The sequence below is a fragment of the Delftia sp. WSY_12 genome (assembly GCF_043104645.1).
In the GTDB taxonomy this organism is placed as follows: domain Bacteria; phylum Pseudomonadota; class Gammaproteobacteria; order Burkholderiales; family Burkholderiaceae_C; genus Comamonas; species Comamonas tsuruhatensis.
Genome location: NZ_JBICKW010000024.1, coordinates 338,892 through 354,878, shown reverse-complemented (window position 1 = coordinate 354,878; position 15,987 = coordinate 338,892). Strand labels below are relative to the sequence as shown.

11 protein-coding genes are annotated in these 15,987 nt (G+C 62.9%); 7 read left to right on the top strand and 4 right to left on the bottom strand.

What is annotated here, in order from left to right; all coding sequences use genetic code 11:
• Nucleotides 1–35 precede the first annotated feature (35 nt).
• From yidC to rpmH, 4 genes are read right to left on the bottom strand one after another with little or no spacing between them, the layout of a single operon-like run.
• Nucleotides 36–1,745: a membrane protein insertase YidC gene (gene yidC / locus ACF8LI_RS16510; RefSeq protein ID WP_016447256.1), complete on the bottom strand. Its 1,710-nt coding sequence runs from the start codon at nt 1,743–1,745 to the stop codon at nt 36–38.
• Complete coding sequence (yidD, locus tag ACF8LI_RS16505) at nt 1,742–2,032, bottom strand: membrane protein insertion efficiency factor YidD (RefSeq protein ID WP_016447257.1); 291 nt, start codon at nt 2,030–2,032, stop codon at nt 1,742–1,744. The genes yidC and yidD overlap by 4 nt, the downstream gene beginning before the upstream one ends.
• Nucleotides 2,029–2,538, bottom strand: a complete 510-nt coding sequence (locus tag ACF8LI_RS16500) for a ribonuclease P protein component (RefSeq protein ID WP_017407041.1) — start codon at nt 2,536–2,538, stop codon at nt 2,029–2,031. The genes yidD and ACF8LI_RS16500 overlap by 4 nt, the downstream gene beginning before the upstream one ends.
• A gap of 58 nt (nt 2,539–2,596) precedes the next feature.
• A complete protein-coding gene (gene rpmH / locus ACF8LI_RS16495; RefSeq protein ID WP_012207856.1) occupies nt 2,597–2,731 on the bottom strand; it encodes a 50S ribosomal protein L34 in 135 nt (44 codons plus the stop codon).
• A 414-nt stretch (nt 2,732–3,145) separates the two neighbouring features.
• Between rpmH and dnaA the strand changes: the two genes are divergently transcribed.
• The 7 genes from dnaA (at nt 3,146) to ACF8LI_RS16460 (ending at nt 15,984) form a co-directional block, all read left to right on the top strand.
• Nucleotides 3,146–4,552, top strand: coding sequence for a chromosomal replication initiator protein DnaA (gene dnaA / locus ACF8LI_RS16490; RefSeq protein WP_016447259.1), 1,407 nt, complete (start codon nt 3,146–3,148; stop codon nt 4,550–4,552).
• Nucleotides 4,553–4,673: 121 nt separating this feature from the next.
• Complete coding sequence (gene dnaN, locus ACF8LI_RS16485; RefSeq protein ID WP_016447260.1) at nt 4,674–5,792, top strand: DNA polymerase III subunit beta; 1,119 nt, start codon at nt 4,674–4,676, stop codon at nt 5,790–5,792.
• Nucleotides 5,793–5,994: 202 nt separating this feature from the next.
• Nucleotides 5,995–8,574, top strand: a complete 2,580-nt coding sequence (gene gyrB, locus ACF8LI_RS16480; RefSeq protein WP_392413372.1) for a DNA topoisomerase (ATP-hydrolyzing) subunit B — start codon at nt 5,995–5,997, stop codon at nt 8,572–8,574.
• A 153-nt stretch (nt 8,575–8,727) separates the two neighbouring features.
• Nucleotides 8,728–10,356 (top strand): class I SAM-dependent DNA methyltransferase, encoded by a 1,629-nt coding sequence (locus ACF8LI_RS16475; protein ID WP_047217512.1) that lies wholly within the window; start codon nt 8,728–8,730, stop codon nt 10,354–10,356.
• Nucleotides 10,353–11,723, top strand: a complete 1,371-nt coding sequence (locus tag ACF8LI_RS16470) for a restriction endonuclease subunit S (protein WP_162233970.1) — start codon at nt 10,353–10,355, stop codon at nt 11,721–11,723. Before ACF8LI_RS16475 ends, ACF8LI_RS16470 begins: the two co-directional genes overlap by 4 nt.
• A 4-nt stretch (nt 11,724–11,727) precedes the next feature.
• Entirely contained in the window at nt 11,728–12,639 is a 912-nt protein-coding gene (locus ACF8LI_RS16465) for an OST-HTH/LOTUS domain-containing protein (RefSeq protein WP_047217513.1), read from the top strand.
• Nucleotides 12,640–12,684: 45 nt separating this feature from the next.
• A complete protein-coding gene (locus tag ACF8LI_RS16460) occupies nt 12,685–15,984 on the top strand; it encodes a type I restriction endonuclease subunit R (RefSeq protein ID WP_047217514.1) in 3,300 nt (1,099 codons plus the stop codon).
• Nucleotides 15,985–15,987: the final 3 nt, after the last annotated feature.

Below are 15,987 nucleotides of genomic sequence, written 5' to 3'. Positions count from 1 at the left end.
CCGAAGCGGGCTTTGGAGCCAGGGCCTTCGCAGGCTTACTTGGCAGGCTTGGTCTTGCCGAAGTTGGGCAGATTGAACTGCGGCGGCACGCCCATGCGGGTGTTGATGATCCACTGCTGGGCAATGGACAGGATGTTGTTCGTCAGCCAGTACAGCACCAGGCCGGCCGGGAAGAAGAAGAACATCACGCTGAAGACCAGGGGCATGATCCACATCATCTTGGCCTGCATCGGATCCGGCGGAGCGGGGTTCAGCGCGGTCTGCAGCAGCGACGACAGGGTCATCAGCACGGGCAGGATGAACAGCGGGTCCTTGGCCGACAGGTCGGTGATCCAGCCGATCCAGGGCGCGTTGCGGATTTCCACGCTGGACAGCAGCACCCAGTACAGCGCGATGAACACCGGGATCTGGATGATGATGGGCAGGCAGCCGCCCATGGGGTTGACCTTTTCCTCGCGGTAGATGCGCATCATCTCCTGCTGCATCTGCTGGGGCTTGTCCTTGAGGCGCTCGCGCATTTCCATGATGCGCGGGTTGATGGCCTTCATCTTGGCCATCGAGGAGTAGGCCTTGGCATTGAGCCAGTAGAAGGCGATCTTCAGCAGCAGCACCAGGGCCACGATGGACCAGCCCCAGTTGCCCAGGAAACCGTGCAGCTTGTCCAGCAGCCAGTACAGCGGCTTGGCCAGGATGGTCAGCCAGCCATAGTCCTTGACCAGTTCCAGGCCGGGGGCCAGAGCCTCCAGGCGCTTTTCGATCTGGGGTCCGGCAAACAGGCGCGCTTCCACGCTCTTGCTCTGGCCGGGCTCGATGGTGCCCACGGGCGTGATCATGCCGACGGCGTAGAGGTTGCTGTCCACCTTGCGCAGGAAGTTCTCGCGCTGCACGCCTTCGGCCAGCAGCCAGGCGCTGGCAAAGTAATGCTGGACCATGGCCACGTAGCCGCCCGAGGACGACTTCTCGACGCTGGCCTTGCCGTTTTCGATGTCCTTGAACTCGACCTTCTGGTACTTCTTCTCGTCGGTGTAGACGGCCGGGCCCGTGAAGGTGGAGTACATGGTGGACTCTTCGCCTTCGGGCTTGTTGCCGTCGCGCACCAGCTGCAGGTACAGCTGCGGGTTCACGGCAGTCGTGCCGGTGTTCACCACTTCATGGCGCACGCCGATGTCGTAGGCACCGCGCTTGAGCGTCCAGATCTTGACCAGCTTCACGCCGCCCATGTCGGGCGACTCGAAGCGAAGCTCCATCTGGTCCTCGCCGTCCTTGAGCTCGCGTGCACCGGGCAGCGCGGTCATGGTCGTCTTGTGCGTGGGGAAACCGCCGCCGATCAGGCCCGACTGTCCCAGGTACACACGGTGCACGCTCTCGTCGAACAGCACGACCGGTTTGTCCTTGTGGGCGGAATCGGCGTACTTGAGCAGCTCGGCATGGCGCAGCGTGCCGCCCTGGCTGTCGAAGGTCAGGCGCAGCACGTCGGTGCTGATGGTCACGTTCTGGCGCGGAGCAGCCTCGGGCGCGGCAGCGCCGCCAGGCACTTCGCCGGCACCGGCCGTTGCCGCAGTCGCTGCCGAGGGCACGCTGGCGTCGCCGGGCGCCTTGCCCGTTTCAGGTGCCGGGGCCGTGGCCACGGCCGGCGCGGGGAAGAAAGTGGCCTTCTTGCCGTTGTGCACTTGCCATTTGTCCCATAGCAAGACCAGCGAAAAGCCAAATATCACCCACAGGATGGTGCGGCGAATATCGTTCATGAAGACTTCTTAGGTGAGGAAGGTTGGGTGTTTTCGGGCGCAGCCGTCAGGCTGGTGAACAGCCTGGGCTTGTGCTCTGGCACAGGGTCATGCCCCCCGTCACACCACGGATGACAGCGCGCCAGTCGGCGCAGTGTCAGGTAGGAGCCTACCGCAGCGCCGTGTTGCTCCAGCGCTTCAAGGGAATAGGCAGAGCAGGTCGGCGTGAAGCGGCAGGCCGAGCCCAGCCAGGGACTGAGCATCAGCCGATAGCCACGCACCAGCGCCATCAGCAGCCGCTGCATCATGGCGTGGCTCCGGCAGGCTCGCCAGCGGCAGCGGCCGGCTCCTGCGCTGGCTGAGGCAACCCGGGTGCCGGCTGCGACAGGCGTTTCGCGGCATGGGCGAACAGCTGCTGCAGCTCGGCACGAACCGCCTGCTTGAGCACATCGGACGTGGCGCTCACGAACTGGCGCCGGTCAAAGCCCGAGCGCAGTCGCACCACATGCGCGCCATGGAGCATCAAGGCCTCGTGCTCGCCGCCCACGGCGTAGATCTGCCGCTTGATGGTGTGGCGTGTCACCGATCGGCGCGCCCAGCGCTTGGGCACCATGGCACCCAGCCAGGCATCCCGGCGCACCGCGCCAACGCCGAACAGGGCCTGCGGATCTTGCGATCCGGGCCCTGTCGGTGGCGGCATGGCAGCGACCTGCTCCGTCAGAACGAGACGGTGCAGGGCGAAGTGCGCGGTACGCGAAATCGTACCGGCAGCCATGGCGGCCTGAAACTGCGGACGTGTTTTCAGCCGTTGCATTCCAGCACCCCTTTCAGGGGTTCAGTGCAGCGAGCAAACCGCCCAGCAATGGCTGGCCTTAGACGGCCAGACGCTTGCGGCCCTTGGCGCGGCGAGCGTTGATCACGGCGCGGCCGCCCTTGGTCTTCATGCGGACCAGAAAGCCGTGGGTGCGGGCGCGACGGGTCTTGGAGGGTTGGTAAGTACGTTTCATGTTGGTTCCTAGAGAAGGTTCAGTTTTGCACCGGTCCCGTATCCGGCACGCTACACGCAGTGCAGCCAGCAGCCGCCACAAAGGCAAACCGCCAGGCCACCTGCCAAAAATCTGCACGATGCACTTGCCATGTGCGGCCAGGAGCGCGAACCGGGAAGGTTTCGCCCAAGGCAACCAGCAGCAGCATGCAGACCCGATGCAGACGGGCGGGACATATCACCCTGAACACATTCAGGGAAACCCGCGATTATCACAGCGTTGCCCACTTGATGCAATGCCCTTCGAACCCGAAGGATGCCTGCCCATTTTGCGACAGGGCAGAGGACAAGCTCCTGATATTTTGTGGATAACTTCCGCAAAAGCTACAATGGCAGCCTCGCAACAGTTCCTCCTATCCACAACTAGACTTCGACAATGACAGAGGAACCTACGAACGATGCAGGCCAGGGCCTGTGGCAAGTCTGCGTTGAGCAACTGGGGCAGGAAATGCCTGAGCAGCAGTTCAACACCTGGATCAAGCCCCTGACCGCGCACGTCGCCGAAGACTTCTCCAAAGTCACCGTCTACGTGGCCAACCGCTTCAAGCTCGACTGGATCCGCGCCCAATATGCAGGCCGCATCTCGGCCATGCTGGAGTCGCTCTATGGCCAGCCGGTGACACTTGAGTTAGCGCTCGCTCAACGGGAAAGCGTTGTGCGTACTTATGTTCGCCCATCTTCCAGCGAGCGCTCGGCCCCACCGGAAACCATTGTCACCTCGGTGCCCACGGTCACTGGCGAAGACGCGGCAGCGCCGGTCTTCCGTACGCGCCTGAACGCCGCGCTGACCTTTGAAACCCTGGTGGAAGGCACGGCCAACCGCATGGCACGCTCGGCCGCCATGCATGTGGCGGGCTCGCCCGGCCACCTGTACAACCCGCTGTTCATCTACGGCGGCGTGGGCCTGGGCAAGACCCACCTGGTGCATGCCGTGGGCAACAAGCTGCTGGCCGACAAGCCCGACGCGAAAGTTCTCTACATCCACGCCGAGCAGTTCGTCTCGGATGTGGTCAAGGCCTACCAGCGCCGCACTTTTGACGAATTCAAGGAGCGCTACCACTCGCTGGATCTGCTGCTGATCGACGATGTGCAGTTCTTCGCCAACAAGGACCGCACGCAGGAGGAGTTCTTCAACGCCTTCGAGGCCCTGCTGGCCAAGAAGAGCCACATCGTGATGACCTCGGACACCTATCCCAAGGGTCTGGCCAACATCCACGAGCGGCTGGTCTCGCGCTTCGACTCCGGGCTGACGGTGGCCATCGAGCCGCCCGAGCTGGAGATGCGCGTGGCCATCCTGATCAACAAGGCCCGCGCCGAGAACGCCGAGATGCCCGAGGAAGTCGCCTTCTTCGTGGCCAAGAACGTGCGCTCCAACGTGCGCGAGCTCGAAGGCGCGCTGCGCAAGATCCTGGCCTATTCGCGCTTCAACCAGAAGGAAGTCTCCATCCAGCTGGCCCGCGAGGCCCTGCGTGATCTGCTGTCCATCCAGAACCGCCAGATCAGCGTGGAAAACATCCAGAAGACGGTGGCCGACTACTACAAGATCAAGGTGGCCGACATGTACAGCAAGAAGCGCCCGGCCAGCATTGCCCGGCCGCGCCAGATTGCCATGTACCTGGCCAAGGAATTGACCCAGAAGAGCCTGCCCGAGATCGGCGAGCTGTTCGGCGGACGCGACCACACCACCGTGCTGCACGCGGTGCGCAAGATCGCCGGCGAACGCCAGCAACTGACCGAGCTGAACCAGCAGCTGCACGTGCTGGAGCAAACTCTCAAAGGTTGATGAAAACTCCCCCGTTCAGGCCCTGCGTACGCGGCAAAATGGGGGATTCGAGCGGCAAGAGGGGGCTCATGTGTGAGCCGCCGCTCCCACCGAGACCCGCATCCTTAAATCAGAGGTTGACATGATCGTCCTGAAAGCCACACAAGACAAAGTTCTCGCGGTCCTGCAATCGGTGTCCGGCATCGTCGAACGCCGCCACACGCTGCCCATCCTGGCCAACGTGCTGATCAAGAAGACCGGCAACGCATTGCAGCTGACCACCAGCGACCTGGAAATCCAGATCCGCACCACCGCCGAACTCGGCGGCGACACCGGCGACTTCACCACCACCGTGGGCGCGCGCAAGCTGATCGACATCCTCAAGACCATGCCCGGCGACCAGACCGTGAGCCTGGAGACCCAGCAGGCCAAGATGGTGCTCAAGGGCGGCAAGAGCCGCTTCACGCTGCAGACCCTGCCGGCCGAGGATTTCCCGCTGGTGCAGGAGGCTGCGGCCTTCGGCCCGTCGTTCAGCGTGCCGCAGAAGGTGCTCAAGGACCTGCTGGGCCAGGTCTCCTTCGCCATGGCCGTGCAGGACATCCGCTACTACCTCAACGGCATCCTGTTCGTGGCCGAGGGCAAGCAGCTGTCCCTGGTGGCCACCGACGGCCACCGCCTGGCCTTTGCAAGCAGCCAGCTGGACGTGGAAGTGCCCAAGCAGGAAGTGATCCTGCCGCGCAAGACCGTGCTGGAGCTGCAGCGCCTGCTGTCGGATGCCGGCGGCGAGAACCAGCCCCACATCGAGATGCAGTTCGCCAACAACCAGGCCAAGTTCACCTTCGGCGGCATGGAGTTCGTGACCAAGCTGGTCGAGGGCAAGTTCCCCGACTACAACCGCGTCATCCCGCGCAACCACACCAACAGCGTGACCCTGGGCCGCGCCCCGCTGCTGGCCAGCCTGCAGCGCACGGCCATCATGACCAGCGACAAGTTCAAGGGCGTGCGCCTGACGGTGGAGCCCGGCACCTTGCGCGTGGCCTCCAACAACGCCGAGCAGGAAGAGGCCATGGACGAGCTGGACATCGACTACGGTGGCGACACCATCGAGATCGGCTTCAACGTCACCTACCTGATCGACGCCCTGTCCAACATGGGCCAGGACATGATCAGGATCGACCTGCAGGACGGCAACAGCTCGGCGCTGCTGACCATCCCCGAGAACGACAGCTTCAAGTACGTCGTGATGCCGATGCGCATCTGAGCGCGCGCAACACCTACCCGATGCCTGACACATTGCGCAGCCCCTGCACCCGCCGCCCGGTGGCACAAGCCGGTGCAAGGCGCGCAACCACCCTATCCGACTCGTAGCCCGCAGCGCGCGTCCCTACGCACCGCGCCAGCGGCCGAATCGAACATTTTCAAGCGAAGCGACAGCTTCCGACGGAACTACCCCAGGGCCTTCCATGACCGACGAGAACAAGCCAGAAAACCAGACCATTGCCCCCGAAGGCTCAGACTCCAGCGGCTATGGCGAAGGCGCGATCCAGATCCTCGAAGGCCTGGAGGCCGTGCGCAAGCGCCCCGGCATGTACATCGGCGACACCTCCGATGGCACGGGCCTGCACCACCTGGTCTTCGAAGTGGTGGACAACTCCATCGACGAAGCCCTGGCCGGCTACTGCGACGACATCCTGGTCACCATCCATGCCGATGGCTCCCTGTCCGTCATCGACAACGGCCGCGGCATCCCCACGCGCGTGAAGATGGACGACAAGCACGAGCCCAAGCGCTCGGCGGCCGAAATCGCCCTCACCGAACTGCACGCGGGCGGCAAGTTCAACCAGAACAGCTACAAGGTCTCGGGCGGCCTGCACGGCGTGGGCGTGTCCTGCGTGAACGCACTGTCCATCTGGCTCAAGCTCAGCGTGCGCCGCGACGGCGAAGTCTACGAGATCGACTTCTCGCGCGGCCAGGTGCAGAACCGCCCCATCGAGATCGTGGACGGCGTCGAGGTCTCGCCCATGCGCGTGGTCGGCAAGAGCGACAAGCGCGGCACCAAGGTCCACTTCCTGCCCGACACGGAAATCTTCACGCAGAACCATGAGTTCCGCTACGAGATCCTGGCCAAGCGCCTGCGCGAACTGTCCTTCCTGAACAACGGCGTGCGCATCCGCCTCAAGGACGAGCGCGACGGCCGCGAGGACGACTTCTCCGGCGCCGGCGGCGTCATGGGCTTCGTGCAGTTCATCAACGCCAACAAGAAGGTGTTGCACCCCACCGCCTTCCACGCCAACGGCACACGTCCTGCGGAAAGCTACGGCGGCATCCCCGGCACCGAGATCGGCGTCGAAGTCGCCATGCAGTGGAACGACAGCTACGCCGAGCAGGTGCTGTGCTTCACCAACAACATCCCGCAGCGCGACGGCGGCACCCACCTGACGGGCCTGCGCGCCGCCATGACGCGCGTGATCGGCAAGTACATCGAGCAGAACGAACTGGCCAAGAAGGCCAAGGTCGAGGTCAGCGGCGACGACATGCGCGAAGGCCTGTGCTGCGTGCTGTCCGTGAAGGTGCCCGAGCCCAAGTTCAGCAGCCAGACCAAGGACAAGCTGGTCTCCAGCGAAGTGCGCGCGCCCGTGGAGGACATCGTCGCCAAGGCGCTGACCGACTACCTGGAGGAAAAGCCCCACGACGCCAAGATCCTGTGCAGCAAGATCGTCGATGCCGCGCGTGCCCGCGAGGCCGCGCGCAAGGCCCGCGAGATGACGCGCCGCAAGGGCGTGCTCGACGGCATGGGCCTGCCCGGCAAGCTGGCCGACTGCCAGGAAAAGGACCCGGCGCTGTGCGAGATCTACATCGTCGAGGGTGACTCCGCCGGCGGCTCCGCCAAGCAAGGTCGCGACCGCAAGTTCCAGGCCATCCTGCCGCTGCGCGGCAAGATCCTGAACGTGGAAAAGGCCCGCTACGAGAAGCTGCTGTCCAGCAACGAAATCGTCACCCTGATCACGGCCCTGGGCACCGGCATCGGCAAGGCCACGGCCGAATCGGGCAAGAGCGGCAGCGACGACTTCGACCCCAACAAGCTGCGCTACCACCGCATCATCATCATGACCGACGCGGACGTGGACGGCGCCCACATCCGCACCCTGCTGCTGACCTTCTTCTACCGCCAGATGCCGGACCTGGTCGAGCGCGGCCACATCTACATCGCCCAGCCGCCGCTGTACAAGGTCAAGAACGGCAAGGAAGAGCTGTACATCAAGGACGGCCCCGCGCTCAACCAGTACCTGCTGCGCATCGCGCTGATGAACGCCAGCGTCAGCACCGGCGGCGCCAACCCGCGCACGCTGGACGGCGAGGAACTGGCCAAGCTGGCCAACATGCACCTGGCCGCCGAGACCGTCATCGACCGCCTGTCCAACTTCATGGATGCCGAGGCCCTGCGCGCCATCGCCGACGGCGTGCAGATCACGCTGGACAGCATCGAGGCGGCCCAGGCCTGCGCCCCCATCCTGGAGGCCAAGCTGCGCGAGTTGACCACCACGGGCGTGCCCGCCGAGGTCACGGCCGAAATCGACCCGGTCTCCGAAAAGCCCGTGCTGCGCATCAGCCGCCACCACCACGGCAACATCAAGAGCTCCATCCTCACCCAGGAATTCGTGCGCAGCCACGACTACGCCGCGCTGGCTGACGAAGCCCAGAACTTCAACGGCCTGCTGGGCGAAGGCGCCAAGGTCACGCGTGGCGAAGGCGAAAAGGCCAAGAGCGACAAGGCCGGCGACTTCCGCCAGGCCATGCAATGGCTGCTGCACGAGGCCGAACGCACCACGGCCCGCCAGCGCTACAAGGGCCTGGGCGAAATGAACCCCGAGCAGCTGTGGGAAACCACCATGGACCCCACCGTCCGCAGCCTGCTGCAGGTGCAGATCGGCGACGCCATCGAGGCCGACCGCGTGTTCACCATGCTCATGGGCGACGAGGTGGAGCCGCGCCGGGACTTCATCGAGACGAATGCGCTGCGGGCGGGCAATATCGACGTGTAGGCCGCCTATAAGGCGACACATTACGTGAAAATTTGAGACCCATAAGTTGGGAAACTTATGGGTCTTTTGCCATTAATTGGCAACCTCCATTGCTTTCCATCCGAGGCGCTACTAGCCAGCTTCGCGCCTCTTGCACCGGTAATACACAGAGACATGGCCAACCAGCTAACCCTAGAAACCCTCGAATCCTGGCTCTGGGAGTCCGCCAACATTCTGCGCGGCTCCATCGACTCCTCGGACTTCAAGAACTACATCTTCGGCCTGCTGTTCCTCAAGCGCTTCAACGATGTATTTGAAGAGCGTGTGCGACATCTCCAGCAAGTGGAGCTCCTGAGCGAGGTGGATGCCGTGCTTGAGGTCCAGGACAAGTGGGGATCGTTCCCCAAGAACGCGCGCTGGCCCAGCCTGATCGCCCGTACCGAGAACATCGGCGAGGCGCTGGACAAGGCCTTCTCGGACATCGAGCAATACAACACCGAACTGCAATACGTGCTGACCGCCACGCAGTACGGCGACAAGCGCGTGTTGTCCGATGCCACGCTGCAGCGCCTGCTGCGCCATTTCAACCAGTACAAGCTGGGCAATGCCGACCTCTACAAGGCCGACATGCTGGGCGATGCCTACGAGTACCTCATCAAGCAGTTTGCCGACGATGCCGGCAAGAAGGGCGGCGAGTTCTACACGCCCAAGGCCGTGGTGCAGCTGGTGGTGGAGCTCATCGACCCGCAACCCGGCCACAGCGTGTACGACCCTACCTGCGGAAGCGGCGGCATGCTGGTGGAGAGCGCACACCACATCGCCAAGCTGCCCGGCGGCACGCTGATCGGCGACCGCCCCAACGCCCTGCTCTACGGCCAGGAAAAGAACCTGGGCACCTGGGCCATCGCCAAGCTCAACCTCTACCTGCACAACATGCGGGCCGAAATCGAGCGTGGCGACACTCTGGTGGAGCCCAAGCACCTGGACAACGGCTACCTCAAGACCTTCGACCGCGTCATTGCCAATCCGCCGTTCTCGGCCAAGGCCTGGTGGACGCCGCTGGAGCTGGAGAGCGAAGCCAAAAAAGAGAGCGAAGACAAGGATCCCAAGAAAAAACCCAAGTCGCCCAATTACAAGGAGGTCAGCGACCCCTTCGGCCGCTTCACCTACGGCGTGCCGCCACGTGGCTATGCCGACCTGGCCTTCGCCCAGCACATGCTGGCCAGCCTGAAGGCCGATGGCCGAATGGGCATCATCCTGCCGCACGGCGTGCTGTTCCGCAGCGGCGAAGAGGGCAAGATTCGCGAGGGCCTGCTGTTCGGCACCGATGCCGCCAGTGGAGGCCAACCGGGCGACCTGATCGAGGCCATCGTCGGCTTGCCGTCCGCGCTGTTCTACAACACCGGCATCCCGGCCTGTGTGCTTGTGCTGAACAAGCGCAAGCCCGTCGCGCTCAAAGATAAGGTCATCATCATCGACGCCAGCCATGAGTATCTCGAAGGCAAGGCCCAGAACAGCCTTCGCACCGAGGATATCGAGCGCATCGCCCGCATCCATAAAACCGCCTTCGAGCGGCAGGCCGAGGTGGAGAACTACTGCCGCTTGGTCACGCTGGACGAGATTCGCGGCAATAACGGCAACCTCAACATTGCGCGGTACATCGATAAAGGGGAGACCGAGGAAACCGTCAATGTGACGGCAACTTTGGCGGAACTGGCGGCACTGGCCGAAGAAGAGGCGCAGATTGATGCACGTATGAACGGTTACCTGTCAGAGCTGGGTTTGTTCGGGGAGCGTATATGACACAGGCAACTCACCATTTCCTTCAGAACAGCCTGCGGCGCTTGATCGCCTCGGACTGGAAACTGGGAGTGGTTGGGGATTTCGTTGCTGAGCTGAATGCTGGTGTGAGCGTCAATGCGGTTGAGACTGAGGGTGGCTGCGCAGGGGATGAAGTCGGCGTGCTGAAGTCCGGTGCGGTGCTCCGAGGCAAGTTCTTTCCTGAACAGCACAAGGTCGTAGTCCCCGCGGACCGTGGGCGCGTCGCGACAAGTGTCCGTGCTGACCGAATCATCCTTAGCCGCATGAATACGCCCGCACTCGTCGGAGAGTCAGGGTATGTCGAAGAAGACGCCCCGCATCTGTTCCTGCCGGATCGCCTTTGGCAGACGGAGCCGTCGAACGAGCCACATTCACAGCGCTGGCTGTCCTACTGGTTGCAGCATCCCGCGGTGAGGGCGCTCATTGTGGCGGCGGCGACAGGCACGAGCAACAGCATGAAGAACATCTCCAAGGAGACGGTCCTGTCATTGCCCGTGCCGCGAACACCACTGGCTGAGCAGACAAGGATCGCCGCCATCCTGACGGCTGTGGACGACAAGCTGGACGTGATTGCGCGCCAGATTGAAGCCACCCAGACCCTTAAGCAGGGCCTGATGCAGACACTATTCAGCCGGGGTGTCGGCACCAAAGGCTCGAACGGCACATGGGCACCCCACACGCACCTCCACCATATTGATGGGCGAGAACTCCCCCGGGCTTGGGGAGCAGCAACGCTAGGCGCCTACATCGCCGAGCTTCGCTCAGGCGTTAGCGTGAACGCGGAAGACCGGGTCTGCCGCCCGGGCGAGATAGGCGTGCTCAAGGTCAGCTCAGTTCAAGACGGCAGATTTTTTCCGTCGAATCACAAGACCGTCGTTCCCATGGAACTTGATCGAGTGGCTGAACCGGTACAAGAAGGTTGCATCATCATCAGCCGGGCCAACACTCCAGCACTCGTCGGCGAATCTGCCTACGTAGTGAATTCTCACCCGGAGCTATTCCTACCAGACAAGCTTTGGCAGACTCGGCCAACCGACAGCGCCCATTCGGCGCGCTGGCTAGCGTTCTACCTTCAAAGCCCGGGAGTTAGGCAAGAAGTTCGAAAGGCTGCCACCGGAACCAGCGGAAGCATGAAGAACATCTCTAAGGCTTCGTTGCTGAACATATTCATGCCGCTGGTTCCCTTGGAAGAGCAGCTCCACATTGCTGAGTTGCTTGGTGCGATCACGTCCAAGATTGAGGCATTGGAAGAAAAGGATCGGCACTACCAGAGCCTCAAGCGCGGCCTCATGCAAAAGCTCCTGACCGGCGAATGGCGCGTCAAGATCGGCACCGAGACAGCCACCTGATCCCATGGATGCCGCAGTCACGCCAAACGCCAACAGCACTTGCCTAGCCGAGCTGCAGCGCGCCACACAGCACAAGCTGGGCGGCTGCCTGCTGCGCCTGCAGCAGTACGAGCAGCTGCTGAAGGCTATGGTGGTCGGCATGAACCTGGAAGGGGAGCCGGTCCAGCTCCAGGCCGCGCGAGACGCCCGGGTGGCAAGTGTCCAGAAGACGACCCTGGGCGGGCTGGTAGGCCTCTTTACGGGGACGTATCTGCATACGGAGGAAAACGCGGCCGCATCGGAGCAGGAGACGGACAATTCCCCCGGCGACAGGCTCTGGGTCAGCTACCAGCAACGCATGGTGATGAGCGCCGAGTGCCATGAGGCGATCAAGGTCGAGCTCAAGGAGTTGGTGGACCTGCGCAATGAGCTGGTGCACCACCTGCTGGAGCGCTTCGACCTGGGCCAGCTCGACCGATGCGAAGCCGCCGTGGCCTACCTGGATGCCAGCCGGGCGACCATCGACAGGCACTACCAGACGCTACGCAACTGGACCGAGCAGATGGACCATGCGCGGACCCTGATGGCGTCATTCATGGACGGTGGCGCCTTTAAAGACCTGCTATTCGGCGCAATCACACCTGACGGTCAAGTGCATTGGCCCGCAAGCGGCATCGTGGCCAGCCTGCGCGAGGCGGAACAGGCACTCGTTGCATCGGGTGGCAAGGAGAACTGGATCGTGCTGAACGCTGCCATCGCCTGGATCGCCCGGCAGCATCCGGACCAGATGCCCAAACGCTACGGTTGCAGTAGCTGGCGGCAGGTGCTGCATGAAAGCCGACAGTTCGAGGTGATGAAGAAGACACCGACGCCCGCCCAAGGCGCCGGCCCCTCAACAGGCACAGTGGTTTGCTACCGTAGCCGCCGGGAGGAATAACCCAATGAACCACACGCTGCAAACCCAGATCCTGGGAGTACATCCATGAGCCAGTCCCCCGAGAAAACCGGAGTGGAAACTCCGGCCCTGGAATGGCTCGTGCGACTGGGCTACACCCATTTGCCCGGTGCCGCAGTGAAGGTGGAGCACCGCCACTTGGCCCCGGTACTGGAAGACGTGCTGCGCGCGCGGCTGCTGGCCCTGAACCCCTGGCTGGCCGAAGCGCCCAGCGGGGTGGATGCGGCGCTGATCGAGCTGCGCAAGCGCACCCACGACGCGCTGCTGGCGGCCAACCAGGCCGTATGGCAGCAGGTGCTGCACCGCTCGGACATCCAGGTGAAAGACCTGGCGGGCCTGCCGCGCAGCGTGCGCTTTCTGGACGCAGCCGAAGCCAGCCGCAACGACTTCCATGTGGTGGACCAGTACGTGGGCCGCAATGCCGACGGCGACCTGTTCCGCCCCGACCTGCTGCTGTTCGTCAACGGCCTGCCGCTGGCCATCATCGAATGCAAGGCCAGCCACCACCGCCTGGACGAGGCGCTTGGCCAGCTGGATGGCTATCAGCGCAGCTTTGCGCCGCAGTTCGTGTTCAACCAAGTCTGTGTGGCATTGAACCGGCGCCAGGGCCTGTATGGCGCAATCCTCACCAAACCGGCCTTCTACGCACGCTACCGCCTGCAGGAAGACGAACTGGGTACGGTGAGGGAACTATTGGACAGCGAGCCGAGCGAACAGGAGCAACTGCTGTGGGCACTATTCGAGCCTCGACGCTTTCTGGAACTGGTCACCCACTTCGTGCTGTTCGAGGCACGTGATGGCAAGACCGTCAAGAAATTGCCGCGCTACCAGCAGTGGCGTGCCGTCCGCAAGACGCTTGCGCGCCTGACGGCGGCAACACCCATGGGAGGCGTGATCTGGCACACCCAGGGCAGCGGCAAGTCGCTCACCATGGCCTTGCTGGCCCGCATGCTGCGCGCCGACAGCACAGGCCTGGCCAACCCCACGGTGCTGGTGCTGACGGACCGCAAAGACCTGGACAAGCAGATCTTCGATACCTTTCACGCCGTAGGCATCAAGGCCATTCAGGCCATCTCGGTGGCAGGCCTGGTGCGGATGCTGGGCAATGACTATGGCAGCGTCTTCACCAGCACCGTGCAAAAGTTCCAGGAGAACGATGAGCCGCATTCGCCGGAGCAGTTGGCCACCACCCATGGCGCAGACGACGAAGACGAGTTGAACAAAGCCACGCGGCACAGGCGCATACGCGAAGGCAAGGACTTCTTCATGGTGCAGGAGTTCAACGAGCACTTCGGCCAGCACGATGAAGATGGCGTTGCACTTGCGGCCAAGTGGCAGGAAATCAGCCGCGAACCGGTGAACTTCCGGGTACTGAGCGCCAAATCCAACTGCTATGTGCTTGTGGACGAGGCCCATCGCAGCCAGTACGACTTTCTGGCCGCCTTCATGCGGGCCAGCCTGCCCCACGCAAAATTCATTGCCTTCACCGGCACACCGCTGCTGAACGATGACAAGCACACGCTGGCGGAGTTCGGGGGCGACGCCTACATCGATGAATACCGGCTGCACGAGGCTGTGGCCGACGGTGCCACGTTGCCCATCAAGTACCAGGACGCCTGGGTCAAGCTGGCTGCCGATGCGGGGCTTGACGCGGCCTTCGACGCACAGTTCGCCAAGGAGTCCGAGGCGCGTCAGCAGGCTCTGAAGCAAGCGCTGCTTGCCCAATGGCGCAAGGCGGGAAACCGCATGCAGCAAGTGGCGGCGCATCTGGTGGAGCACTTCGTGACCCATGTGCAAGCCAAAGGGCTGAAGGCCATGCTGGTCTGCGACGGCCGCGACATGGCCGTGCGCTACAAGGACTTGCTCGACAGCCTGATGGCACAACGTGCCGAGCAGGGTCTTCCCACCTTCCAGAGCAAGGTAGTGATTTCACTGGCCGGCATCACCGGCGCGCGCACAGGGGCGACCGTCGAAGAGGCTGCTGCGACATACAAACTCGAAATAGCCAAGGTCCAGAGCATCGAAGAGCGGGTGCGAGACGAGCTCAAGAACGGCAAGGAACCGGTCGCCATGCCGTCGGAGCAGATCAGCACATTCGTCGGCAAGCTCTTTCCGCTGCCCTATGGTGACGAGCGCAAGGGGTACGACGGCCAGGCACATGCGAACAATGTGGGCCTCATCATCGTCTCCGACATGCTGCTGACAGGTTGGGACGCCCCCATCGTCAGCACCATGTATCTCGACAAGCCACTGAAGGAGCACACGCTGCTGCAGGCCATTGCACGCGTGAACCGCACGCTGACGGGCAAGAACGCCGGCTATATCGTGGACTACCACGGTGTGGTGGACCACCTGGATCATGCATTGAAGATCTACGGTGGCGAAGTACAGCCCTCACAGGTCTGGCAAGGCGTGGAGAGCGAACTGCCCAAGCTGCAGAGCACACTGGAGCGCATCCTCAAGCTGCTGCCCAAAAAGCATGACCCCGTGACCCAACGCGAGGGCTACAAGGACGATGCAGAGAGCTTTCTCGATCCGGCCTACCGGCTGGATGCCGTCGAGGACTTCCTGGAACTGGTGAAGCAGTTCAATCGCAGCATCGACATCATCCTGCCCGATGTGCGTGGCGTGCCCTTCAAGCCCTACTTCACACTGTTCGGAGAGATCCGGCTGATGCTGCGCGACAAGTTGCCCGATGCCACTTACCGCGAGCGCATTACCCAGTTGGAATCCGCCTTGCTGCAGCGCCTGCTGGACGAGTACATCGCCGCCAGCCCGGCCAGAAGCCTGCTGGGGCGCGAAGTCTCCATTCTGGATGCCAGCGACATGGCGCGGCTGAAGCATCTGGCCAGCCCTGGCAGCCAGGCGCTGGTGATGAAGAACCAGCTCAAGCACACCATTGCCACCGGACGTGACAAGGACCCGGCCTTCTTCGACAAGCTGGCAGAGGAACTGGAGAAGCTGCTGGAAGAAGAGAAGGCAGGACGCATCAGCCAGGCACAATTCCTGGAACAGTTGGAGCTGTTCGGGCAGCGGGTGATGGACAAGGACAAGACGACCGGTTTTGACAAGCCGGCAGAGGCGGCCACCTACCACTACTTGGCAGCGCTACTGGGCAATGAGACCGCCCGAGCTGCAACTGCCAAGCTGTTTGAAGACCAGGAACTGAGCCATACCCTGGCTGCCAGCAACTGGAAGCAGATGCTTGATCTGCATCCCGAGGTCCGAGACCTGCTGCGCAGATTGCTGACGCCCATCGCTGGCTGGGAACGCCCAGTGGCTCGCGAGCATGCCGGACGCATCTTGGACATTCTTTTGAAGAACTGAGCG